Below are 23,484 nucleotides of genomic sequence, written 5' to 3'. Positions count from 1 at the left end.
CCGTCGGCCCGTCCGGTTGGAGCAGGGCAGGCGGGCGACTATGATGGACCCGATCGTTCATGCGCTGCATGTAACAGCGTCGCCTGGTAGGTGTTGAGAAGGGCTGCGGATGTCGCGATCACGTTACATTGTCGGGATCGACCTGGGGACCACCAACTGCGCGGTGTCGTACGTCGACACCAAGGGGAGGGAGCGGCCCGCAGCCGACATCCGGGCGTTCGAGGTCCCGCAGTTGGTGGCGCCTGCTGAAACCGCTCCTCGGGCGATGCTGCCGTCGTTCGTCTACCTGGCCGGCGGGCCCGAACTGCCGCCGGGCGCGGCGACTCTCCCCTGGAGCGACGGCTCAGGCCGGATCGTCGGCGAGTTCGCGCGAGGGCAGGGAGCGAAGGTTCCGAGCCGGCTGGTCTCCAGCGCCAAGAGCTGGCTCTGCCACCCGGGCGTCGACCGCGAGGCGGCCATCCTCCCCTGGGGAGCGCCTCCGGAGGTCCGGAAGATCTCGCCTGTGGAGGCCTCGGCCGACTACCTCATCCACATCCGCGACGCCTGGAACCACGCCGTTTCGAAGGGGGATGAAGCGCACCGACTGGAGAAGCAGGAGATCGTCCTGACGGTCCCCGCTTCCTTCGACGAGGCCGCCCGCGAGTTGACGCTGGCGGCGGCGAAGAAAGCCGGGCTGGAGTCGGTGACGCTCCTGGAAGAGCCGCAAGCCGCGTTCTACTGCTGGATCGTGACGCACCAGGACCGCTGGCAGAAGGAGGTCCGAGCCGGTGAGTTGATTCTGGTCTGCGACATCGGCGGCGGCACGACGGACTTCAGCCTGATCACCGTCGCCGAGACCCCCACCGGGCCGGGCTTCCGCCGCGTCGCAGTGGGCGACCACCTCATGCTGGGCGGCGACAATATCGACCTCGCGCTGGCCCATCACGTGGAGCGGAAGCTCGGAGGCCTTAAGCTTGACGGCGAGCAATGGAGCGCCCTGCGGTTCGCCTGCCGGACGGCCAAGGAGAAGCTGCTGGCCCCCGCCGCGCCGGGGCAGACCGCTCCGGAGCGCTGGCCGGTCACGATCGCCGGCCGAGGCTCGCGGATCATCGGCGGCAGCATCCAGTCGGAGCTTTCCCGCGACGAGGTGCGTCGGATCGCACTCGACGGCTTCTTCCCCTCGGTCGGCCGGGGCGAGGAGCCGACGCGAGGGGCCAAGTCGGGGCTTCAGGAATTCGGCCTGCCGTTCGTCGCCGATCCCGCCGTCCCAAAGCATCTCTCGGCCTTTCTTCGCAGGCATCCAACGCACGCCGCCGGTCCCGATGGCCACGCCGCCGACGATCGCCCCGCACGTCCAGATGCGATCCTCTTCAACGGCGGCGCCCTGACGCCGGCCGTGATCCGCGACCGTGTGGTCCAGGTCGTCGCCTCGTGGTTCACCGACGACCCAGGGCCGCCTTACGAGCCCCGAGTGCTCACGAACGTCTCGCTCGACCTGGCCGTGGCCCATGGGGCGGCCTACTACGGGGTCGTCCGCCGAGGCGGCGGCATCCGCATCGGCGGCGGCACCGCGCGGTCGTTCTACGTCGGGCTCGAGAGCGACACGCCCGGCAAGCCCTGGCTCTGCGTCGTCCCTCGCGACGCCGAGGAAGGGGACGAGATCGAGATCAAGGATCGCGACTTCGACCTGCTCATGGGACAACCCGTCGTCTTCCCGCTCGCCAGCAGCTCGGTCCGCCCGGACGACCGCCCCGGCGATCTGGTGGCGGCCGACCCGGACTCGATCCGTGAGCTTCCCCCGCTCCAGAGCCTGATGCGCGTCGGCCGGAAAGCTAAGGCCGAGCGCGCAGCCGTCAACCTCGCCGCTCGGGTGACCGAGGTCGGGACCATCGAGCTTTGGTGCCAGTCTCGAACGGACGACCGACGCTGGCGGCTCCAGATCCAGCTTCGCGGAGCCGCCGAAGGGGGCCAGAAGCGTGAGACCGTCGCCGACGTCGAGACCGACCGGATCGTCGTCGAACAGGGCGAACTCGACGCTGCGGTCGCCGCCGTGCAGACCGCGTTCCAGGCTCCGGCCTCGGCGGCCAACGCCGACGACGGCCCTGCGCGGCTGGTGAAGCGGCTGGAAGAGGTGCTCGACGTCCCCCGCGAGGGCTGGCCGCCCTCCGCGCTGCGAGCCCTCTGGGAACCACTCCGCGACCTGGCCGACCAGCGGCTCAAGAGCCCCCGTCATGAGTCGCGATGGTTCAACCTGGCCGGCTACGCGCTGAGGCCCGGCCGCGGCTTCCCGCTCGACGAGGTCCGGATCAAGGCCCTCTGGCCGGCGTTCCACCAGGGGGTGAAGCACATCAAGGACGTCCAGTGCTGGGCCGAATGGTGGATCCTCTGGCGTCGTGTGGCCGCAGGGCTGACGCGCGCCCACCATGAGGAGATCCACCGCCGCCTCTCCCCATTCCTCAACCCGCCGAAGGGCTCGACCCCAGCCAAAAAGGCCGGTCGCCCCAAGCCCGAGCCGCATGAGTTGGCTGAGATGTGGCGGTGCGTCGCCAGCCTCGAACGGTTCTCCGCCGAGGTCAAGGAATCGCTGGGGGACGTCCTCGCCCGTGAGGTCGCCCGGCCGACGATCCCCAACTACGTCCTCTGGTGCCTCGGGCGTTTGGGGGCCCGAGTGCCGCTGTACGGCCCGGCGAACACGGCCGTCGGTCGCGAGACCGCCGAGCGCTGGGCTTCGGCGATCGCCGGCCGCTCGTTCTCCTCGGGCCGTGAAACCGCTGATGCGATCTTCGCCCTGAGCCAACTCGCCCGATGCTCCGGCGACCGCGTCCGGGACTTCTCCGACGCGGCCCGTGACGCGGCCATCGAGGCGCTGACCAAGCTCGGGGCCGACGAGTCGACCATCGCCCCGGTCCGGCACTATCGCGAGTTGGAGGCCGCCCAGGAGGGTGAAGCCCTGGGCGACTCGCTTCCCATCGGCCTTCGCTTGCGGTCGGGGTCGGAAACGACCTGATCCTCAATGGGAGGGGACCGACCCGACCCACGCCGCGATGTCCTCAACGACCCGGACGTCCACGAACCCCGGCTTGTCGTACTCGGAGGGCGTCGCCTTTCCTTCGCCCTTCATGAAGGTGTGGTTGAGGTCCGGGTAAAGCTTGATCGTGACGTTGGGCCGATTGGGAAGGACGCGACGGAAGGCTTCGAGATCCGCCTCGGTGACCTGATAGTCGCGGCCTCCCTGGAGAATCAGCGCCGGCAAGTTCGGTTGCTCGGCGAGCCTCTGGGCGGGGCGGGTCGCGTCCATCGACTTCCAGTAGCGGACCGCACCGCCCAGGACCTTGTCGTCATCGCCCAGCGTGCCAGCCTTGAGAGCGGTCAGGTGCTCGTCGAGCTTGGCGTCGAGCGCGTCGAGCCCCTTCGCGCGGACAGGGTCGACCTTCCGTACGTAGTCGGACTGTTCGCGGACGACGTCGGCCGAAGGGCGGGTCGAGGCGGCGAGGAGGATCACGCCGGCAAGGCGACCGTCCTGTTCGGCGATCATCGGCGCGGTGGTTGCGCCCAGGCTGTGGCCCAGGACGAAGATCCTGTTCGGGGCGATCCCTTTCCAGGTCCGAGCCTTGGCGACTGAGGCGAGGGCGTCGTCGACGACCTCGTCCTGCACGACGACCGCGGCCCCGGCCTTGGGGTCGGCGTAGCGGCTCTTGTGAGTCCGCGTCCGCTTGTCGTAACGGAGAACGGCGACGCCCCGGCTGGCCAGGCCGTGGGCGAGATCGCGGAACGGGGCGTTGGGGCCGATGGTCTCGTCGCGGTCGTGCGGCCCCGACCCCTGTACCAGAACGACCAGCGCCGGAAGCTCCAACCCCTTCGGCCGCGCGAGCGTCCCCGGCAAGGGCCAACCGTCAGCCCCGACGACGACGTCCTCCTCGGTGTACTTCGCCCGATCGACGTAAGGGGGCTCAGCCTTCGGCGCGGCCGGCGGAGTGGGGGTGTTGAGAAAGAAGCCCTCGATCTTTCCGTCGGGGTCATAGCTGATGAGGGCTTCAAGGGTCATGGGCTTGAACCGGCAGAGGATCTTCACACGTCGCGAGGCTCCGATGCGGTCCTCCTGCGGTTCGGCCATGGACTCGATCGGCCCAAGCTGCCCACCGATGTTCGTCCAGACCTCAGCAAGCTTCTCCTTGGGTAGGGCGGCGGCCATCTTCGGGCCGAACCTCGCATACGCTTCGTCGTACTTCGCGGTCTGGCAGAGCTCCAGGAACTTGCGGGCGTCGTCTTTTAGATCGGCCGCCCAGGCCGTCGTCGTCGTCAGCAGCAGGATCGGCAACACCCGAATCATCTTCGCGCCTCCGTCGTCTGTCGGTTCAGAGCACCGGTCGATCGAGCCGGCATTTCGACATTCGTCTAAATACCTACAATATTCGGTCGGCAGACGCGATGACGAGCGGAAACTCACGGAGTCGGCGGTTTGAGGCCGGAGATCTCCAGCGAGTGAACCTTGCGGGAGGCGAGGTCGACGACCTTGATCTTGTGGTTGTTGGTGTCGGCGACGTACAGCTTGCCGCCGGCGGCGCTCAGCCCGCCCAGCTCATGGAAGCGAGGCGGATCGTCGGAGTCGCCGGACTTCACGTCGCCGAGGAACGTCGTGACGGTTGCGGTCTTCGGGTCGCAGGCCTTGATCTTGTTGTTGTAGGTGTCGGCGATGTAGAGGACGCCGTCGCTATAGGCGAGACCCAGGCAGTGCTGGAGTCGGACCTCAGCCGGCCCCTTGCCGTCGCGGTCGCCGAACTTGAACAGGCCCTCGCCGACGACCCGGCCGACCTTCGCCTTTCCTTCGGGGATGCCGGAGATCACACGGACGCCGGAGACCTCGGAGTCGGCCACGTAGAGGTTTTCGCCGTCGGTGGCTAGACCGCTGGGCTGGGCGAATCGGGCCGCTGCGGGGAGGCCGTCCTGGATGTTCTCGTACCCCGAACCGGCAAACGTCCGGACGTCGCCCGAATCCGGGTCGTAGGCATAGATCTGGTGGGTGCCAGCCATCGCGATGTAGATCCGACGCGAGCCGGGAAGCTGGATCACATCCCACGGGCTGGAGATCCGAGACTTCTTGCCAGGCCCCACGAAAGTCTCTCGGGGATCGCGATCGGCCTGCTTGCCGTCGCCGACGACGGTGGAGACGGTCTTCGCCTTCAGGTCCACGGCGCGGATGGCGTGGTTCTCGGTGTCGGCCACATAGAGAACGTCCCCCTCCAGGCACATCCCCTGCTGACGATTGAACCGAGCCTTCGTGAAGTCGCCGTCCACGAGCCCCGCGCCGCCGTCGCCGATCACGACGGGGTTCTTGCCGTCCAGGTCGGCGACGACGATCCGGTTGTGGCCAGTGTCCGAGATGAACAGGCGGCTGGACTTCGCATCCGCCAGGATTTTGCCGGGGAAGAGCAGGGCCTTGTCGGAGTACTGGCTCTCCTCGGTGGCGAAGGTGATCGGCTTCTCGTTCAGCGTCCCAGCCTTGCGGGCCTTGTCGGCCAGTTCGCCGATGGCGTGGTCGAAGAACTCATAGTTCCCCTCGCCGCCGATCGCGATCGTCGGCTCCCCGAGCTCGTTCCGGACGACCACGACGTTGCCGTCGGGGGCGATCAGGACTCGGCTGGGCCAACTGCGGATGTTGAACCGTTCCCAGATCACCATCTCAGCGTCGTTGGCGACGGGGTGCTTGATCCGGTACTCAGCCACCTTCCGACGGATGTTCTCGGTGTTCCGCTCGGCGTCGAACTTGCCCGAGTGGACGCCGATGACGACCAGCTCGTTCTTGTACTTCTTCTCCAGCTTTTCAAGATCGGGGAGGATGTGGTGGCAGTTGATGCAGCAGTAGGTCCAGAAGTCGAGCAGGACCACCTTCCCCTTGAGCGAGGCCAGGTCGATAGGCCCGGAGTTGATCCAACCGATCGCGCCGTCGAGGCTGGGCTTCGCCGCCTCCTGGGCCGCGGCCGGGGAGGCGAGCAGGGCCGTCGCCAGGGTGAGTTGACTCAAGATCGCCATTCGCTGGAATCTTCGACGGTTCCGCATTGTCTGGCTTCCTCGTGGCATGGTGAAAGAACGCGGCGGCGAGTTGGCGGTCGTCATGGGCCCGACCTATATAAGCGCCACATCGTGATAAGGTTTAGAACAATCGTCAGAACCCAGAACATACCTAGGGCGCGCGCCATGACATCGACCCAATCCGTGGCCGGAGCCCAACGCCCACAGATCTTCAGTGCCAACCAGGCTCCCAGCGCAGCGAACCCGGCCGATTCGCCACTTGACTCCCAGGCGCCGGCCACCGCGCCGTCCATGGTTAAGAAACCAGTGAATCCAAGTTGCAACGGAAGACTTGTGAGGAACCCAATCGTCAGGGCGACGAGTGCCGTAATACAGACCGCCGATCCTGGCTCGCCGAGTCGTTCGCGCAAGCCGCACCTGGTCGGCTTCATTCGAAGAACGATCGTGGCAGCCATCATCGCGGCGACGATCGGATAGACGACTGTCAGCATCACGCCTAATAATCGATCGATCTCGACCGGTCTGTCGGTCCCCCTGTTCTGAAGCAGGCTCGTGTATGCGAGATCGAACGGCACACGTGCGAACGCCGTCCCGACCGCCAGGGCCACGACAAGGATTACGGCGTCCGAGAGGAAGAACGGCCGACCCGTCGGGGATGTCGAAGATGGGGATATCCCCGGCGACTCGTTCATCGCTCGGTCTCATGATCGCGGCGATCCAGGAATTCAGCACGACTCGACCTGGAACCGAGAGTATCTGAAAGGTCGGCTTCGGTCGATCCTCCCGACTTGGCTGGCGGTCGACCCACAAGCGTTCGCCGATTCGTCGCCGGCCCCAGGGTGGCCGGGGGCGGCGGCGAGTGCTAAGATCGTATGAAGTCGGACCGCTGCGGGGGGCGGGGCCGGCGGGCGAGGTCGATGCGGCGGTCTCGCATGGACATGGACCTTCTCCACTCCCGACGACAGGGTGTACGCCGTGAGCAAGGACATGTCGCTGATCTGCACGTCGGAAGAGCGGGTCGACCCTTACGGCGAATTGAAAGTCTTCGCCGGCAGCGCCAGCGGATCGCTGGCGAAGGCCATCGCCGAGCGTCTCGGCTCCGGGTTGGCGGAAGCCGAAACCCACACGTTCAGCGAGGGTTGCGTCTTCGTCCGCGTTCTGGAAAACGTCCGCGGACGCGACGTGTACATCATTCAGGGGTCGGAATACCCGGTCAACGACAACTTCATGGAGTTGCTCTTCTGGATCGACGCCTTCAAGCGGGCGAGTGCGACCCAGGTGACGGCCGTCATCCCGTTCTTCTCGTACGCCAAGGGGGACAAGAAGGACGAGCCCCGCGTCTCCATCCGCGCCCGTGTTTGCGCAGACTGCATCGAGGCCGCCGGGGCCGACCGCGTCCTGACGATGGACCTGCACAGCCCGCAGATCCAGGGCTTCTTCCGCATCCCCGTCGACCACCTCTACGCCATGCCCGTCCTGGTGGACTACTTCCGCCGCAAGGAGATCCCCGATCTGGTGGTCGCCTCGCCGGACGTCGGTTTCGGCAAGCAGGCGTACAAGTTCGCCGAGATGATCCACGCGCCGGTGGTCTTCGGCAACAAGGTCCGTCGCGGGCACGACGAGAAGGCGGAGATGCTGGACATCGTCGGTGAGGTCAAGGACCGCAACGTCCTGATCGTAGACGACTTCACCATCTCCGGCGGCACCCTGATCGAGATGGCCGTCGCCTGCAAGGAGCGGGGGGCCAAGGACATCTACGCCTGCGTCTCGCACGGGGTCTTCTCGAAGGGCTCGGCGGCCAAGCTGGAGAAGTCGCCGATCAAGGAACTGGTGATGACCGACACGATCGGCTACCGCTTCGAGCCGCTCGCCTCCTGCTGCAAGGTCGTCAGCGTCGCCGGCCTCTTCGCAGACGCCATCATGTCGATCCACCGCCGCGAGAGCGTGAGCCGGCTGTTCAACTATTGAGTCGATCAGCGCCGCGGCGGATTGGCTTCGATCGCGCGAAAACGAACCCAGTTGCATCGACATAACGTGTCTTGCAACAACAAGATGCACCGTATCTAGGTGGGTTCGTTCGCGCATTTTCGGCCGTTCTCGCGGGCTCCGTTTCTCCTGCCTCGTCGACGCCGCACGGCGGGCCGTGGGGTCCTCCTAGAGATAAAGTGTCGCCTGATCGGCAAATGTGATCGCACCCGACGCGGGAGATGTCGTGATTTGGAGGGCGACCGACGTGAGACGCCGCATTCTCGGCATCATCGGAATCGTTGCGACAACCCTGGCAACGGCGCCTTCCCTTGAAGGCTCGGGACAGGACGATCGGGCGACGGTGCGGCCGGCGGAGATCCGCAAGATCCTCTTCCTCGGCAACAGCATCACCAGGCACCCGCCCAGGCCGGAGATCGACTGGCACGACGATTGGGGGATGGCGGCGACCTCGGCGGACAAGGACTACGTTCATCTCGTCGCGGCGGAGGTCGGCCGACGGACGGGAAAGCCGCCCGAGATCCTCGTCAAGAACATCGCCGACTTCGAGCGGGGATATTCCGATTATGATGTGGACGCGAAACTGAAGGACGCCTTCGCGTTCGATGCCGACCTCTTTGTGCTAGCGATCGGCGAGAACGTCCCTGAGTTCAAAACCGACGCAGACGCAGACCGCTTCGAGGCGAGCGTTGCGAAAATCCTGGCCGGCGTGCGGGCCAGACGTCAGCCGATCATCCTCGTTCGCGGCTGCTTCTGGCCCAGCGAGGCCCGGGACGCCCGACTCCGCAAGGCGAGCGAAGCGGCCGGCGCCCGGTTCATAGAGATCTCCTCCCTGGGACGCGACCCCTCAAACGCCGCCCGTTCGGAACGCTCCTTCAAACACGAGGGAGTCGCCTCCCATCCCGGCGACCGAGGCATGAAGGCGATCGCCGAAGCGATCCTCGCCGCGCTCGACCAGACCCGCTGAACGCTGGAGGCCCCTCCCGTCGCCGGTTGAGGCGTCGGTCGAGAAGGGGCGGGATTGGCGAACGGTCGATTTACCAAAAAAAGGAGCCGGCGGATTTCCGCCGGCTCTCCGAAGTCTGCATCAACCTCTCGAATCAGCCTCGCGGCCTCCGGCGACGGGATACGCCGAAGATCGCCACGGCTCCGCAGCCCAACATCACGATGGCGCTCGGTTCGGGGACCGAGCCAACGGTGTACTTGAGGTTGTCCAGGGAGATCGCCCGGTTGTTCGTTCCGGTTGCGATGATGTAGGCGATGCTTGCGGTCCCCTGGGTTATCGACAACGTCTGATAATCGCCGCTCCCGAGGTTGTTGGTGGTCACGGTGGCGATCACGTTGTTCGAGGAGTCGTAGGCCGTCAACTGGCCGCGGTCGCTGTTGCCGCTGCTGTTGCCAATGATGTCGATCTGGACGTAGTCGGTCGCGACAGCGAAGACCGCCTTCAGCCCGTCGTTCGAGCTGCCGCCCCAATTAACTCCGTAGCCGGCCGACGTGCTGTACGTGCCGAACACATTTGAGCCGGTCGTGGACAGACCGCTGGCCACCGCGTAGACGTTGGTGTTGGAACCGCCGACGGTCGACAGCGTCAGTCCGGAAAACGAACTGCTGATGTTGGTGTGATTGGAATAGGAGTCTGGGTCGACGGTGACCAGGGCTGCCTGCGACGGCGCCGAGAAAATCGAACCGCCCGCAATCAGCGAGGAAGCGATCAGAACGCGCGTGAACAGCGTCTTCATCGATTACTGCTCCATAGGCTGTTCTTCCTTGATCTGATTTGGGAATTGTTAGAACTCTAGGTCATTCCAGGCGGGCTTTGTCTTAAGAATGAAGCCATCCGCCGTTTGTGCCCGCCACACCAGGCAAGTTGCCTCTGTTAAACAAACCGATCCGGCTTGTGGATCCTCAAGAGGACGTCGGATCGCGATGATGCCGCATCGCATCGAAGGAACGAGCGGGCAACAGCCCGCCGTCGGCCTGGGCAGCGTCGACGACTCCCTATGAATGGAAGGGAGAGGGCCGACGGCGAGAGGCGAGCCCTCGGATCGGCTTCCTCAGCGCAACGAGAACCCGTCCGCTCGCGATTGCGTCGAGCGGATGGGCTCGTTTCCAGGCGTTGCGGCGACGGGGTTAGTCGCCTCAGGCCGAGTGTGCTGCTCGCCAGCGGTCGACGAACCGCCGGTAGTCTTCCGGGGTGTCGATGCCGATGGACGGCTCGTCGACGACTCCCAGAGCGATGGGGAGCCCGGCTTCCAGGACTCGGAGTTGTTCGAGCTTCTCAGCAGACTCCAAAGGCGAGCGGGGGAGGGTGCCGACCGACAGCAGGAAGTCGCGGCGGTAGGCGTAGATTCCCAGATGCAGGAGAGCGGCGGGGGTTTGGGGGTCGGAGAAGTCAGGCGAGCCGTCGCGGTGGCAGGGGATGGGACTGCGCGAGAAATACAGAGCGCGGCCGCGAGAGGAGGCCACGACCTTCACGCACGAAGGATCGCGGTAGACGGCCTCATCGCGGATCGGCGTCGCGAGCGTGGCCATCGGCGCATCGAGGTCTTCGTTCAAGAGGGTGATCAAACGATCGATTGAAGCTCCGTCGATTTCGGGCTCGTCCCCCTGGACGTTGACGATGATCCCGGCGGTGGGGATCGTCGCGGCGACTTCGGCCACGCGGTCGGTGCCCGTCGGGTGGTCGGCGCGGGTCATGACGACTTCGCCGCCGAAGCTGCGTACCGCGTCGGCGATGCGATCGTCGTCGGTGGCGACGATGACGCGTTGCAGCGATCGCGCGCGTTTCGCGGCTTCCACCACGTGCTGGATGAGGGGCTTCCCGGTGTCGGATAGAAGGGGTTTGCCGGGCAGTCGGGTGGAAGCGAACCGCGCCGGAATCACCGCGACATTTTCCATTTTTCCTGCGGACCTCGCTTCGACTCGATTCCGATACAAGGCATACCGGCGGAGAACCAAGCTCGGCCGGGACCTTCCCAAGGCGACCTCAATCTAGTGCGTTCCAAGAGGGGACGCAAGGAGGATGGAGGCCCACCTCGGGGAGGAGACGCGAGGCGGGGGGCGGACGTCGAAGCCCGCCGAGCCGTCGCGTCGCACCGGCGCCGTCAAGGAGGGGCGTCGGCGGGGGGCCTTTCGAGGTCTTCCGGAATGGCCGGACGTAGCGGATTCGTCCGGTCGCCGCTCAGGAGGATGAAGCCGAATCGATGGTCCCGGGTGATGGCCGAGGGTGTCCCCAGACTCCCGGTCGCCCGCTCGGGCTCCCGTTGATTCTCCGCGCTCGGGCTGAAGGGCCCGGCGTGAAGGAGGGGTGATCGCCGTCGTGAAGTCCCCGGACCTCGCGTCATCGCCGTCCACCTGTCCTTCCGTCGTGCCTCGTCTCGTGCCGCACAACCTGATCACGCGCTCTGCGGGGTCGCGTTCGGGATCCGTCCCGAGCGGGGCCCTCCGGGCCGAGGGTCGAGTCGGATGCGTCCGACCCGACGATCGGAACCCGCCAAGGACGGGGGGCGTTCACATCCGAATCGCGGGGCGGCCTGAGCCAAAGGCATGGCGGCCGTCTGGGGAGATCCGTTCCATGGTCTGGAACCTGACTGGCAAGAACAGCCGAGACGCTCGACTCAAGCACCGGCCCGCGGTCGAGCAACTCGACGTCCGACGCCTGCTCTCGACGGGGCTCGGAGGAGCCCTCTCCGAACAGGCCGCCGTCAGGCGAGCCGCGATCGTTGAGCGGCTGAAAGCCGCGGGCTCGTCGACGCCGCAGAACGGCGTCCACCAGTTCACGGCCGCGAGGGGCGCCGCATTCGCCCGAGCGGCGGCGCGGCGGGCTGCGGTCGCCGATGCGACCCAGGCCCCGACAGGGACTGTCGCGACCGGCGCCGCCACGGCCTTCGACCCGATCATCGGCTCGGCCCAGACGCGGTCGACCTACGGCGTCGACGGCACGGGACTGACGGTGGCCGTGATCGACACCGGCGTCAACTACAACGACGCCGACCTCGGCGGCGGCTTCGGGTCCAGCAACAAGGTAGTCGCCGGCTATGACTTCGGCGACGGCGACGCCGACCCGATCGCGACGACCTCGCAGCACGGCACGGCCGTCGCCGGCCTGATCGCGGGGAGCGATGCGAACCACCTGGGCGTCGCCCCGGGGGCGGACATCGTCGCCCTGAAGGTGACCAACAGCACGAACACGGCCGACACCAACAACATCGCCAACGCCCTGCAGTGGGTGATCGACCACCACAGCCAGTACAACATCAGCGTGGTGAACATCTCCCTCTCCAATGGTGCGAACTACGCCCGCAACTGGTTCGCCCAGGACGGCGGCGTCGGCCAGCGGATGACTCAGCTCATCGCCCAGCTCAAGTCGTTGAACATCCCGGTCGTCGCCGCGACGGGCAACAGCTTCAACGGCCAGCAGGGCGAAGGGTTCACCGCGGTGCTGGACAACGTCATCAGCGTCACGGCGACGGACTCCTCCGACAACCTCCTCTCCGACGCCCAGCGACTGGGCTCCGCGCTCGGCGGCTCCACGGCGACGAACATCGCCGCCCCCGGGTCGGGTCTCCAGGCTCTGATCGACGGGTCGAACTACTCGACCGTCGAGGGGACGAGCTTCGCCGCTCCGCTGGTCTCCGGCTCGATCGTCCTCCTCCAGTCGATCTACAAGTCCCGATTCGGCACGCTGCCGACGGTCGACCAGATCAAGGGCTGGCTCGAACAGGGCGCCAAGTCGATCCACGACAGCGTCACGGGAATCGATCTCGGCCGTCTCAACGTTCTGAATTCGGCCTCGCTCATCCCAGGCTCCTCGCCCTCGACGCCCGTCGTCACCACGCCGCCGAGCACCTCCACGGGGAGCACGAACGTCACGGTGACACCACCGGCCCAGCAGGTGCTCGTCCCACCGACGACCACCGTGGACTACACGCCGGTCACCTCGACGACGACGACCCCGTCGACCCCGACGCCGACCGATTCCACCTCCACTCCCCCGACGACCACAACGACCACGCCCAGCACGCCCTCGACGACTTCGACGGACTCCACGACCTCCAACACGGACAGCCAGACCGAGCCGACGCCGACCACGCTGTCGGTCCCGGTCTTCCTCAACGGCACGGCGGTCGACGCGGGCTCACTGGACAAGGCGGCCTCGACGACGAAGCTGGCTCGGGCCGACGTCAGCCAACTCCTTCAGGCCATGAGCAAGTGGGCCAACTCTTCGAGCGGCTCGAAGTCGGTCCGGGCCTGGAACGCGGCCTCGTCGAGCTGAACCGGGGCCGGCCTTCGCGTCGGCTTCACGGTCGGGTTACAATCCGAGACGAACTCGAGGCCCCGCGCCGGCATCCGAGCGCGGGGCCTTCGTCTTTTCACCAAGGATCAGCCATGAGTCGGAAGCCGGAGACCGCGCTCGTCACGGGCGCGGGGAGCGGGATCGGTCGGGGCGTCGCCCAGACGTTGGCGAAGATGGGTTTGCGGGTGGCGTTGGTGGGGCGGGACCCGGGCAAGCTGGAGACGACGAAGGGGTTGCTCGGCGTCGCCGACGATCGGGTCATGGTCGCCCCTTGCGACGTGACCGACGCCGAGGCCGTCATGGCGATGGCGAAGGAGGTCGAGTCGACGTTCGGGACGATCGACGTCCTCGTCTGCAACGCAGGGACGAACGTTCGCAACCGCGCGTTGAACGTCCTGACGCCCGAAGACTGGGACCTGATGATCCGGACCAATCTGACCGGTCCGTTCAACCTCTTGCGCGCGATTCTCCCCGGCATGCGGGAGCGGAAGGACGGGCTCGTCGTCCAGATCTGCTCGATCTCCGGCGTGCGGGCGAGCACCCTGGGGGGAGCGGGGTATTCGGCGTCGAAGTTCGGCCAGGCGGCATTAGGGATCACCCTGGGCCGCGAGGTGCGCGAGGAAGGGATTCGATCGACGGTGATCTATCCGGGCGAGGTCAATACGCCCATCCTCGACGCTCGTCCCGTGAAGGTTTCGGATGAGCGCAAGGCGGCGATCCTCCAGCCCGAGGACGTCGCGGCGGCGGTGAAGTTCCTGGTGGAGCTTCACCCCCGCGCCCGCGTCCCCGAGCTGGTCATCACGCCGACGGTCGACGACTTTTTCTGAGCATGCCCGCTCGGTCGAGGCGGGTCAGGCAGAGACCCGACCCGCTTCGATCTCGCCGGTGGCGTACTCGTTGAACTCGGTGTAGAGGATGTGGCGGAAGAGCTTGCTCTCGGCCTGCAGCTTCGACGGAGTACCGAACGCCTCCACCCGACCGTTGTGCAGCAGGATGATGTTGTCCGCGGAGCGAATGGTCGACAGCCGGTGCGGGATCGTGATGACCGTCCGGTTGACCGAGAGCCGAGCCAGCGTGTCGTCGAGCAGCAGCTTCACCTCGTCGTCGATCTGCGAGGGAAGTTCCTCCACGATCAGGATCGACGGATCGTGGAGGTACGCGCGGGCCAGAGCGATCCGGAGCTGCTCGTCGGGCCGGAGGTAATGGCCCAGCGGACCGACGACGGTATCGTAACCGTGCGGCAGCTCCTGGATGAAGAAGTGGGCGTGGGCAGTCTTGGCGGCCTCGATCACGCGCTGAAGCGTGTTCCTCGAGTCTCCCAGACCGATGTTCGCCATGATCGTGTCGGTGAAGACCAGATCGGCCTGCAGGACGGTCGCCGACTGGGCGCGGACCGATTCCAACGTCATGTCGCGGAGGTCGCGGCCGTCGATCAGAACCTTGCCCCCCTGAGGGTCGATCAGACGCGGGATCAAGCAGGCCAGGGCGAGCTTCGAGTCCTCGTCCACGCCCACGATCGCCGTCCGACCGACGGCGGGGATCTCCAGCGAGACCTTGTCCAGCAAGAGCCGTCCCGAACGACTCTCCAGGGTGACGTCGTCGAGGACGATCGAGCGTCGCAGCGGCGGCAAAAACTCGGCGCCCACGTTCTGGTGGAGTTCCGGGGAGCGGGCCAGAAACTCGAAGATCTCGCCGGCCGAACGATTGGCGTGGCGGATCGTCTGCCGCATCCGAATCCATTGCAGGATCGGGACGGCCAGGCCGGCGAGCGTCGCAACCAGGATGATCATGGTGGCGATCGAGATCCGGTCCTTCACCAGGATGTTGTAACCCAGCAGTCCCAACCCCGTGGCGATCGCCGCTCCGTAGAGCAGGGCGGCCCCCGTGGAGACCTTCCCCTGGGCGAGCATCCGTCGCACGTCCGCGTCTCGATACCGTTCCAGGTGCTCGTCGAACCGCTTGCGGTCGTAATCCTCGACGCCGTAGGTCCGGACGGTCCGCAGCAGCCCGAGATCCTCATGCAGCAAACAGAGCTGCACCGAGGAGTCTCGCAGGGCCGCGTCGTAATTCGTCCGGGCGTCGCGGTTCATGACGCGAGAGATCAGATAGACGAGCAGCGCGAGCGACGCCAGGAAGAGCGTGAGCGTCGGTGAGGTCGAGAGCGCCAGCAGAGCCAGACCTACACCCAGAACGATCATCCCGGGGACGACGTCGAAATCGGCGACGAGCGCATCGCGGACGTCGTTGACCTCGCGAGTCCAGATGTTGACGACCGGGCCGACGCCCTCGGTGGGCAGAGAGGACTGGCCGAGTCGATACATCTGGCGATGGATCTGGTTCCTCAGGTTCGCAGCCAGATCGGCCACGGTCGTGGCGACGACGGCTCGTCGGGCCTTCGCCACCAGCGCCAGCAGGAGAATCAGGATCAGGCCGACGGCCAGCAGCGTCGTCAGTGCGCCGAGGTTGTTCCGCAGAGGCGGGAGTACTCTTGTGAAGCCTTCGAGGAGCCGCGCCCCAAGCCGATGGATGGGGTTGCTGCTGTTCAGGTTGGCTCCGATGAGCGGGAACAGGCCGGAATCGCCGTAGACGATGTAATCGTCATAGTCGCCGACCTGTCGGCTGAGCGTCCACGAGGGGAGCGACTCGGTGACTGGTTTGGCGATGCTGATCTCGCCCCGCGACGCCATCAAGGCGGCGAACAGGCCGGCCACGATCAATAATGCGAGGACCAGCAAAGCCTCGCAGGCGCCGAGGAGCCGGGCGGTCATCGGCGACCGGCCGGCTCCCAGGAGTTTCTTAACACGAAGGTAGGCTTCCGCTTGCATACGGGAGGCTCCCCGCCAGGGTCCAGGGCCGGGAATCGGGTCTGCGCTCCGTCAGGCCGCCGGCGATCCTCCTTGCGGGACGCGTCCCCGTCCGTCGGCCGAGCCGGCGGACCTGAAGGGTCGCGCGGCCCGTGACGGAGGGAACGAGCGGATCAGGCCAGGTCGCGATCCTCGAACAGGAGGAACGCGAAGAAAAGCGCTGCTCCACTGTACAACACGCAGCAGCCCAGCGCCGGCAGAACATAGCCCACCCAGGGAATCACAGCGCCGGTCGCGATCGAGGGGCCGGCGTTGAACAACTCCAGCGGGGGAAGGACCCAACCGAAAAGCTGCGCCATGAAATGGATGAGCTGCTGTCGCTCGGCCGTCGCCTGGATCAAGACCGGGCTGAGGTGGCCCAGGAAGAAGATCATGATGCAGACGATCAGGTTGACCAGCATCGGCAGCCGCGTGGAAAGCGCCACGCTCACCGACGTCAGGATCGTGACCTCCAGGAAGCCCAGCACGAGGCCGGGAACCACCTGCATCACCTGGCCGAGCTGCTTGCCCGGCTCAAGGGTCCCCGCCGACTCACGAAGGTCGTACGGAATCTTGTACCAGACGCCGGCGGCGAACAGGATTCCCAGGAAGAGGTAGAGGACCAACACCCCCATCAGGATGCCCATCAGCTTGCCAACGATGAACTGCCGGCGGTTGATCGGCTTGGAGAGCAGGGTGATCGCCGTTTTACCTTCGATCTCTTCCGCCACGGTCGAGCTGGAGGTCAAAAGCGCCAGCAGCATGCAGAAGAAGGAGATCGTGGTGAGGCCCGTGTCCTTGTACATCTTGATGTCTTCGCCGAACGTGAAGTAAGGCACGAAGATCGTGCCCACGAGCAGCGAGGCGGCGAAGAAGGCGATCACGAAGAAGGACGGCTGGCGGATGGTTTCCTTGGCCGTCGCGAGGGCGATCGTGAGGGATTTCATGATGCTCTGATTCGGAGGAAAGAAGCGATGGATTATCTCCGTGCTTCCATCTGGAAGCCTTTCGGAGATCGGAATCAATGGCGGATGCCGAATCCCTCCAGCGGGGGCTCGTGGGTCGGCAGCGGAGAGGCGTCGACGTCTCGGACGAAGTTCCCCAGCGAGTCCTGGATCGCGGCCGTGAAGCGATCGAGTTCGGCGACGTCCCCCTCGGCGATCACCTCGACGCGGCCGTCGGGCAGGTTTCGAACGTGGCCGGCGACCTCAAACCCCCGGGCGAGCCAGGAAGTCGTCGCCCGGAACCCCACGCCCTGAACGTGGCCCGAGTATAGAATCCGCCGTCGTTCGAGCGCCATTTCGGACGTGCAGCCCCCCGGCGACTTCAGAGGCCGGCTTCGCGCCCGCCCTCGACCTGCAATCCCTTTCATCGTAGCCGGTCCGCCCCAACCCCGGCAAGGGCTCGAAGGGCCGATGAGAGGACGCAGGGTCGCGTCGTTCCGAATGCTACGACGCCGGGCCGTCGAAGGTTCACTCGACTTAACCTCGCCTTCGAAACGAACACGGCGGACCCTCCAGGGAAGGTCCGCCGGTTCGCACTTGTTCGGACGAGAGGCGTCGATCAGAGCCCGTTCAGCTCGAGGGAGACGATTTCGCCCTGGGCGGCCTGGATCGGCACCATGGCGGCGCGGTTGGGGCCCAGGCCGACGGCTTCGAAGGGAACGACCGGCGAGCCGGGAGAGTTCCCCGCCCGGACGTTCAGGCCGGCGACCGTGAACGGCAGGTGGTTCTCAATCTTGAGCGTCGTCGCGCCGACCGACTTGCGGGCGGGCTTGACGGACACGAAGGTCGCCGCAAGCTGCTGCTCGACCAGCTGGACGAGGCTCTGGGAATCGAGGACGGCGATCGAGGCGTGGTCGCGGAAGGCGGCCTTCCCGATCGGACGCCATTGGTCGTCCCGGAGCGAGCTGCCGACCTGGAGCCGCCCGACGGCGTCGCCGACCTGGTTCTCGCTCAGGGCGACCTTCACGAAGATGGCGGGAGCCTTGGCGATCGGCATGTCGTCGTTCTTCACGACCTCGATGGGGAGGCCGAAAAGGCGAAGCCCGTCGAGCTTCTCGGTAAGCCGCGAAACCTCGCCCTCGACAGAGGTGGTCTCGGCGGTGAGCTTCACGAAGACGCGGCCTTCGGTCAGGAGGGCCGGATTGACCAGGTCCTCAGTCCCAGCGGCGTCGACGGCCTCGACGAATCGGGCGGCGAGGGCGATTTCGGAGTCATTAAGGAACTTGGCGTCGCGAGCGGCCATCTCCTCGAAGGGGATGCCGTTGCAGATTCGCCACATCGAGGCCTGGGCGACGCCGTGGCTCGTGCCCAGCAGCGCCAGGCTCCGCAGACCCTTGCGGATCCGGACGTCCTGGGTGTAGTCGTCGACGTCCATCAAGGTGAAGCTGTCGCGCGGGGTGGGGGTGTTCACGCCGTAGTTCAGGCAGACGGCGGGAACCGAGACGTCGACCGTCTCACCGACCGGCACGGCGACCGACGGGGAGTCGGAACCGTTGATGGGCATCGAGCGAAGGCCCGTCACGGACGAGCCCTGGAATCGGCCGAAGCTGCCCGGCCGATTGTTGATCATGCCCAGGCCCATGCTCTGGAAGCCGCCGCCGCCGCCTCGCTGAGCCACGCCGCTGGAGGCGACCAGGCCCGGAGGCACGATCACGTTCAGCCGCTTCTCCGAGGTGTTCTGCAGGCTGAGCCGAACCTTGTCCTGGCCCTGGCCGCGGGCGGAGACCTTCAGATCGCCGGCGCGGGCGGCCTTGAGGAGATCGACCGTTTCGGTCGTCGATGCGGCGGAGGGAGCCGTCGAGGGCTCCAGGTCGTCTCCGGGCGCGGCGGTCGCGATCGCGCTCCCGAGGAACATCAAGCTGCTGGCCAGGCCCGCGGCCGAGAGGGCCCGAGCCAGGTGAAGGCGTCGCCACGGCATGGGGGTTCACCCTTTCTGGACGAGGCCGTGGACGAGGGGGGGCGTCCCCGCTCCCGGCCCTTCATGCATCGTCGTAAGACCGGTTTCCGTCGACCGAGTTTCGCGCATCCGCACCGTCGAAGCCGTCCTTTGGAAAGACGCCCCTCGGCGCGCGGTTATTCGAACTCGTCACCTCAGATTCTTCGGCAGAGCGGTCCGCCGGCTTTGGAGGAAAACCCCCTTCCGAGACGTCTTTCCGTCGCGCCGGCCGTCATTCCTCCACCAGCAGGACGCACCAGTACGGCAGTCCGTCCGCACCTTTGGCGTAACCGATTCCCACGGACCGGAACGTCCCGAGGACGGCTTCCTTCTGACGCTCGTCCTTCAAGATCGACTTCATGGCGTCGTCGACGGTGGGATTCCCCACTCCCACGCACATCCCGACGCTCCGGAACGAAACGCCGGCGTCCTTCAGCAGGGCGACGAGGTCCGGTTGCTTCTTCTCACCCGTCTTGTCTCCAGCGGACGCGGCCATCGCCAGGGCGAACGATCGGGCGACCTCGTCCAGTTTGGAACTCGGCTTCAAGGGCGGTTCTTTACCGGCTTCCTTGCGGGCGGCGTTGATCTTCTCCAGGGCTTCGCCGGCCGCCTGCTTGGGATCGACCTTCGGGAACGGCTTGCCGAAGACGACGCACCAGTAGGGCCGACCGTCGCCGTCCTTCGCGCGAGCGGCTCCCATCTGAGTGAACGCGCCAAGGATGTTGGCGCGGTGCCCCTCGCTGTTCATCCAGGTGCGCATCACCCCGGCGACGTCGCGCTGTCCCTCGGCGACGTTTTCGCCTGCCTTGGCGTAGTGGTAGTCGAACCGCTTGATTCGATCGAAGGGCGTGGACCCGTCGGACCCCTCGTGCGACAGGTTGCGATGCTCGGCCATGTCGCGGGCGTGTTCCAGGGCCGCCTTTGTGAGCGCCTCGTCGAGCTTGAGCGGTTCGAGCTTCTCGACCTCGCGTTCCTTGTTGTGTGCGGCCAGGAGGTCGCGCGCGAGCGGACCGATGGCAGGTTCCTCGGCTCGGGCAGCGATTGTCGCGAGCATGAGGATTATTCCAATCAGGCCAGGAGAAGCGGAGGACTTCATGGTGCCGTCCTTTCGGCGGGGGGTTTACATTGACCTGAGTGGATGAACCCTATTACCTTGTGAGAGTCGCCATTCAACCGACGGGACAGTCCTGGCAAGCACGCGAGGGACTCATATGAGCTTGGGAGAGGACGGCGGCTCCGAAATCGACGTCGAGACCATGCACGGCCGCAACTGGCCGAGCGTCACCCAGTTCTCGGTCTTCCTAGAGAATCGAGTCGGCCAGTTGCTGGAAGTCGTTCGCGCCTTCCAGGGGAGTAAGGTGCGGATCGTCGGCCTGACGATCTCCGACTCGGCCGACTGCTCCATCCTGAGGCTGATTCTCAGCCATCCGGAGCAAGGCCGCGAGATCCTCTCGCTGAACAAGCACGCCTTCGCCGAGAACGAACTGCTGGCGGCCGAGTTGCCCCCGGCCGCTTCCTCGCTGGCGGACATGTGCCTGGCCCTGCTTCGCGCTGAGATCAACATCCACTACGCCTATCCGCTGATCGTCCAGCCCCACGGCCGCCCAGCGGTCGCCATGCACGTCGACAACAACGAGCAGGCCAGCCGCTCGCTGCACGAGATGGGTTTCGAGATCCTCTGCGAGGCCGACCTGTCCAACTGACGGCCGAGGATGCAGACGGCGCGCCCGGGTGGTCGGATTCCGGCCACCTGGCGGATCGTTCAGTTGCGGGGGGCTGTCACAATGACGGGCGAACTGCCACCTTCTCGGGTGCTTTCATCCTCCTCAAGTTCGATCTGGAAGTTCACCGCCGGTCTGATACCCGCCCTCTGGTGTTGTGGCTTCATCTCGAGGTTTGCTGTTAGGCATGTGGCTAGCCAGTGCTTTGCTCCAGCCACAGCCACCATGTTGTGCGGAATTACCGTCTGGCTGGCCTATCTCCTGGTCCTGGGGCCATTTCGTCGCGACCTCACCTATCGGCTCCGCGGGCTATACCCCGCCTTCATGTCGTCCTCGCTCTTCATGATGCCGAGGCGAGTCGAGCCCTGGGAATTGTCAGCAATGCTGACCGTTGGAATCCCTATCTCGCTCGTCGTGGGGATCGTGATCGGACTTGTGGTCCGAGCTTTCGCCCGATGGGATGCTCGATGCGAGAACGAGAGTGATCGGATCGAACAGGTCGTGCCCGTGGAAGGCCCTCACGACCGACCTGTCGAGGCACGACGGATGTAAGGATGCAGAGGTGCCGCTCAGGTGGACGGATTCCGTCCACCTCACCTTGTCGCTGAGTCCAGGGAGGCCCACGCGATGCTCGGCGGAGAAGACTCAACGCCTACGGTGTCTCCGTGGGTCTCGACGTGGAAATTCACCGCCTGTCTCGTTCCCGTTCTATGGTGCTTGGGCTTCGTCGCAAGCGTTATCAGTGGTTACAGCGAGAGCGAGGCCGTGGTGCCCGCGACGGCGACCATGCTTACCGGGACCCTCGGCTGGCTGGTCTATCCTCTCCTGCGGGGATCGTCCCGTCTAACCTTCGGCGAAGTCTTCGCTAGGTTGCAGGTTGCGATCTCGGTGATCATGTGGTTCATGTCCCCCAGGGTGAAGCCATGGGGGCTTTCGCAGATGCTGGCGATCGGAATCCCTGGCGTGGTCATAATGATGGCGACGTTGGGGATTGTCATGCGGCTGCTGGAGCGAAGAGTCATCGTCCCCGACAGCCGCATACGGCGAGGGAAAAGTTGCTTCGGCGTCTTCGGACCGCAACGCCCATCAAGGTCGAGCGCTCGTGGAGAACCCTCAGGCCTCGAGCGGACGCCGCGCCACGAACATGAGGTTGCTGGCGATCAGGTTGATGGGCCAGATGCGTTCCAGCACGCTGTTGAGAGTCCAGACGACTCCGTGTAGCCGACTGTAAAGGTCGCGCAGGCCGGGCCCGAAGCCGTTGAGCATGGTCGGGACTAAGAGGCGGCGGTCGGTGGCCAGGACCTCGAAGCCGGCGGTGCGGAGCATCTCCGTCGCCGAATGGATTGTGTAGAGGCGGTCGTGAGCCTCGTGGCCAAGCCTGCGCTGGAGGGCCTCGGTGTAGCTGTACCGGTTCGGGAGGCAGGCGATCATGAAGAGCCCGCCCGGGCGAAGCACGCGGTGCAACTCCAGGAGCGAGTTCGTCTCGTCCAGTACGTGCTCCCAGACGCCGTTGCCGGTGACGACGTCGAAGAAGCCGTCAGGATATTCCAGCCGGGACGAGTGCGTCACCTTCACGTATTGAAGTCGGCTGTAATCGTGGAAGGGACGGTAGGTGTCGCCTTCGATGTAGTCGCAGCCGTAGAGTTCCAGCGAGGGCCCGAAGCGGCGGCGGTAGACGCAGGAATCGACGCCGTGGCGGCATCCCCATTCCAGGACGCGGTCGCCGGGGCGAATCCCCTGCGCCAGCCAGTCGATCATGGCCAGCCGCCGTCTCATGGTGAGCGGCATGGCGAGGTGGGCGTCGAGATAGCCCTGTTCCTCGCTGTCGAGCGTCTCCAGGGGGACGTGCGCGCGCTGCTCGGCCCAGAGGCGGCGGATCAGCTCGGCCTCGGCGTGGTGGTCGATGCCAAGTCCCTGTGCGCCGGATGCGGCCCGGCGAGGCTTCGTCTTCCATCCGAGGCCGGTCATCGGTCGGTCCTTCCTTGGACATCCCAACAGGCGCACGATCCGCGCGCAGCCCGGCGGGCGCGGGGAATGTAGCGGTTAAGCGCCTTCCCGGCAAGGCGAACCGAATCAGCCGCCGGCCGCCGCGACCCAGGCGGCGAGGTTTCGGGCCGGCGCGCCGAGTGACTTGAAGAGCGAGCGGACCTCCGAAAGCTCGACCGGACGCGGCAGCAATGCCAACGCCTCGGGCGATTTCGCGACGACCTTTCGACGCAGCCAGTCGACGGCCGCAGCCAAGACCTCGTCGTGGTCGAAGGCGAGGTCGCGAGCCTCGACGACGGGACGCCAGGCGGCCTCGGCGGCGTCGTCGCCTCCCTCGATCGGGTGATCGCCCCCAGGCAAGGTCGCGACGTGGGCGAGGGTGATCGTCCGTCCCCGGGGATCGCGATCAGGAGCGGCGAAGAAGCCCAGGGGCTCGACCACGCCGGGGATCGTCAGCCCGGTCTCTTCGAGGAGTTCCCGCCGCGCGCCGGCCTCGGCGGTTTCCTCCATGTCGAGAAATCCGCCGGGGATCGCCCAATGGTCGGCGAACGGGTCGTGCTTGCGGCGGATCAGAAGCGTCTGGAGCGTGTGATCGATCCAGGCGAAGACGACCAGGTCGGTGGTGACGGCCGGCCGGGGGTACTTGTAGCAATACGGGGATGACATGCTTCTCGGCCTTGTGCGACGATGACGAGGGAGA

General features: G+C 66.0%; 18 protein-coding genes. 6 read left to right on the top strand and 12 right to left on the bottom strand.

Features of this window, described 5'->3' with window-relative positions; genetic code table 11:
* Nucleotides 1–109: 109 nt before the first annotated feature.
* Nucleotides 110–2,986 (top strand): Hsp70 family protein, encoded by a 2,877-nt coding sequence (locus tag G5C50_RS00810; protein ID WP_165063673.1) that lies wholly within the window; start codon nucleotides 110–112, stop codon nucleotides 2,984–2,986.
* A gap of 3 nt (nucleotides 2,987–2,989) precedes the next feature.
* On the opposite strand, the gene G5C50_RS00805 is transcribed toward G5C50_RS00810, so the two are convergent.
* From G5C50_RS00805 to G5C50_RS00795, 3 genes are all read right to left on the bottom strand, one after another.
* The gene (locus G5C50_RS00805) at nucleotides 2,990–4,309 is read right to left on the bottom strand and encodes an alpha/beta hydrolase (protein ID WP_165063671.1); all 1,320 of its coding nucleotides are present in this window, start codon (nucleotides 4,307–4,309) and stop codon (nucleotides 2,990–2,992) included.
* 113 nt (nucleotides 4,310–4,422) lie between these two features.
* Complete coding sequence (locus G5C50_RS00800; protein ID WP_240906901.1) at nucleotides 4,423–6,009, bottom strand: thioredoxin-like domain-containing protein; 1,587 nt, start codon at nucleotides 6,007–6,009, stop codon at nucleotides 4,423–4,425.
* Nucleotides 6,010–6,089: 80 nt separating this feature from the next.
* A complete protein-coding gene (locus G5C50_RS00795; protein ID WP_165063667.1) occupies nucleotides 6,090–6,701 on the bottom strand; it encodes a hypothetical protein in 612 nt (203 codons plus the stop codon).
* A gap of 295 nt (nucleotides 6,702–6,996) precedes the next feature.
* Between G5C50_RS00795 and G5C50_RS00790 the strand changes: the two genes are divergently transcribed.
* Both G5C50_RS00790 and G5C50_RS00785 read left to right on the top strand, forming a co-directional pair.
* Complete coding sequence (locus tag G5C50_RS00790; protein ID WP_165064441.1) at nucleotides 6,997–7,977, top strand: ribose-phosphate diphosphokinase; 981 nt, start codon at nucleotides 6,997–6,999, stop codon at nucleotides 7,975–7,977.
* A 265-nt stretch (nucleotides 7,978–8,242) separates the two neighbouring features.
* Nucleotides 8,243–8,962 (top strand): SGNH/GDSL hydrolase family protein, encoded by a 720-nt coding sequence (locus G5C50_RS00785; RefSeq protein ID WP_165063665.1) that lies wholly within the window; start codon nucleotides 8,243–8,245, stop codon nucleotides 8,960–8,962.
* Between the two features lie 133 nt (nucleotides 8,963–9,095).
* On the opposite strand, the gene G5C50_RS00780 is transcribed toward G5C50_RS00785, so the two are convergent.
* Nucleotides 9,096–9,737, bottom strand: a complete 642-nt coding sequence (locus G5C50_RS00780; protein WP_165063663.1) for a PEP-CTERM sorting domain-containing protein — start codon at nucleotides 9,735–9,737, stop codon at nucleotides 9,096–9,098.
* 400 nt (nucleotides 9,738–10,137) lie between these two features.
* A complete protein-coding gene (kdsB, locus tag G5C50_RS00775) occupies nucleotides 10,138–10,896 on the bottom strand; it encodes a 3-deoxy-manno-octulosonate cytidylyltransferase (RefSeq protein ID WP_165063661.1) in 759 nt (252 codons plus the stop codon).
* Between the two features lie 676 nt (nucleotides 10,897–11,572).
* Between kdsB and G5C50_RS00770 the strand changes: the two genes are divergently transcribed.
* On the top strand, nucleotides 11,573–13,273 hold the full coding sequence (locus G5C50_RS00770) for a S8 family peptidase (RefSeq protein ID WP_165063659.1): 1,701 nt from the start codon (nucleotides 11,573–11,575) through the stop codon (nucleotides 13,271–13,273).
* A gap of 113 nt (nucleotides 13,274–13,386) precedes the next feature.
* Nucleotides 13,387–14,121, top strand: coding sequence for an SDR family oxidoreductase (locus tag G5C50_RS00765; RefSeq protein WP_165063657.1), 735 nt, complete (start codon nucleotides 13,387–13,389; stop codon nucleotides 14,119–14,121).
* A 24-nt stretch (nucleotides 14,122–14,145) separates the two neighbouring features.
* On the opposite strand, the gene G5C50_RS00760 is transcribed toward G5C50_RS00765, so the two are convergent.
* From G5C50_RS00760 to G5C50_RS00740, 5 genes are all read right to left on the bottom strand, one after another.
* Complete coding sequence (locus G5C50_RS00760) at nucleotides 14,146–16,119, bottom strand: ABC transporter ATP-binding protein (RefSeq protein WP_165063655.1); 1,974 nt, start codon at nucleotides 16,117–16,119, stop codon at nucleotides 14,146–14,148.
* Nucleotides 16,120–16,271: 152 nt separating this feature from the next.
* The gene (locus G5C50_RS00755; protein WP_165063653.1) at nucleotides 16,272–17,084 is read right to left on the bottom strand and encodes an ABC transporter permease; all 813 of its coding nucleotides are present in this window, start codon (nucleotides 17,082–17,084) and stop codon (nucleotides 16,272–16,274) included.
* A gap of 74 nt (nucleotides 17,085–17,158) precedes the next feature.
* A complete protein-coding gene (locus G5C50_RS00750) occupies nucleotides 17,159–17,509 on the bottom strand; it encodes an acylphosphatase (protein WP_240906899.1) in 351 nt (116 codons plus the stop codon).
* Between the two features lie 191 nt (nucleotides 17,510–17,700).
* Nucleotides 17,701–19,059 carry a hypothetical protein gene (locus tag G5C50_RS00745; protein ID WP_165063651.1) on the bottom strand — a complete coding sequence of 453 codons (1,359 nt, stop codon included), beginning with the start codon at nucleotides 19,057–19,059 and terminating at the stop codon, nucleotides 17,701–17,703.
* Nucleotides 19,060–19,309: 250 nt separating this feature from the next.
* Nucleotides 19,310–20,131 (bottom strand): CAP domain-containing protein, encoded by an 822-nt coding sequence (locus G5C50_RS00740; RefSeq protein WP_165063650.1) that lies wholly within the window; start codon nucleotides 20,129–20,131, stop codon nucleotides 19,310–19,312.
* A 157-nt stretch (nucleotides 20,132–20,288) separates the two neighbouring features.
* On the opposite strand from G5C50_RS00740, the gene G5C50_RS00735 reads away from it, so the two are divergent.
* Nucleotides 20,289–20,780 (top strand): acetolactate synthase, encoded by a 492-nt coding sequence (locus G5C50_RS00735; RefSeq protein WP_165063648.1) that lies wholly within the window; start codon nucleotides 20,289–20,291, stop codon nucleotides 20,778–20,780.
* Between the two features lie 1,131 nt (nucleotides 20,781–21,911).
* Here the strand turns inward: G5C50_RS00735 and G5C50_RS00730 are convergent.
* Together G5C50_RS00730 and G5C50_RS00725 are read right to left on the bottom strand one after the other, a co-directional pair.
* Complete coding sequence (locus tag G5C50_RS00730; protein ID WP_165063646.1) at nucleotides 21,912–22,766, bottom strand: class I SAM-dependent methyltransferase; 855 nt, start codon at nucleotides 22,764–22,766, stop codon at nucleotides 21,912–21,914.
* Nucleotides 22,767–22,871: 105 nt separating this feature from the next.
* A complete protein-coding gene (locus G5C50_RS00725) occupies nucleotides 22,872–23,450 on the bottom strand; it encodes an NUDIX domain-containing protein (RefSeq protein WP_165063644.1) in 579 nt (192 codons plus the stop codon).
* Between the last annotated feature and the right edge of the window lie 34 nt (nucleotides 23,451–23,484).

Origin of the sequence: Paludisphaera rhizosphaerae (assembly GCF_011065895.1) — a bacterium.
GTDB lineage: Bacteria > Planctomycetota > Planctomycetia > Isosphaerales > Isosphaeraceae > Paludisphaera > Paludisphaera rhizosphaerae.
Note: the sequence above shows the minus strand (reverse complement) of the source record. Positions and strands in the feature narration are given on the sequence as shown.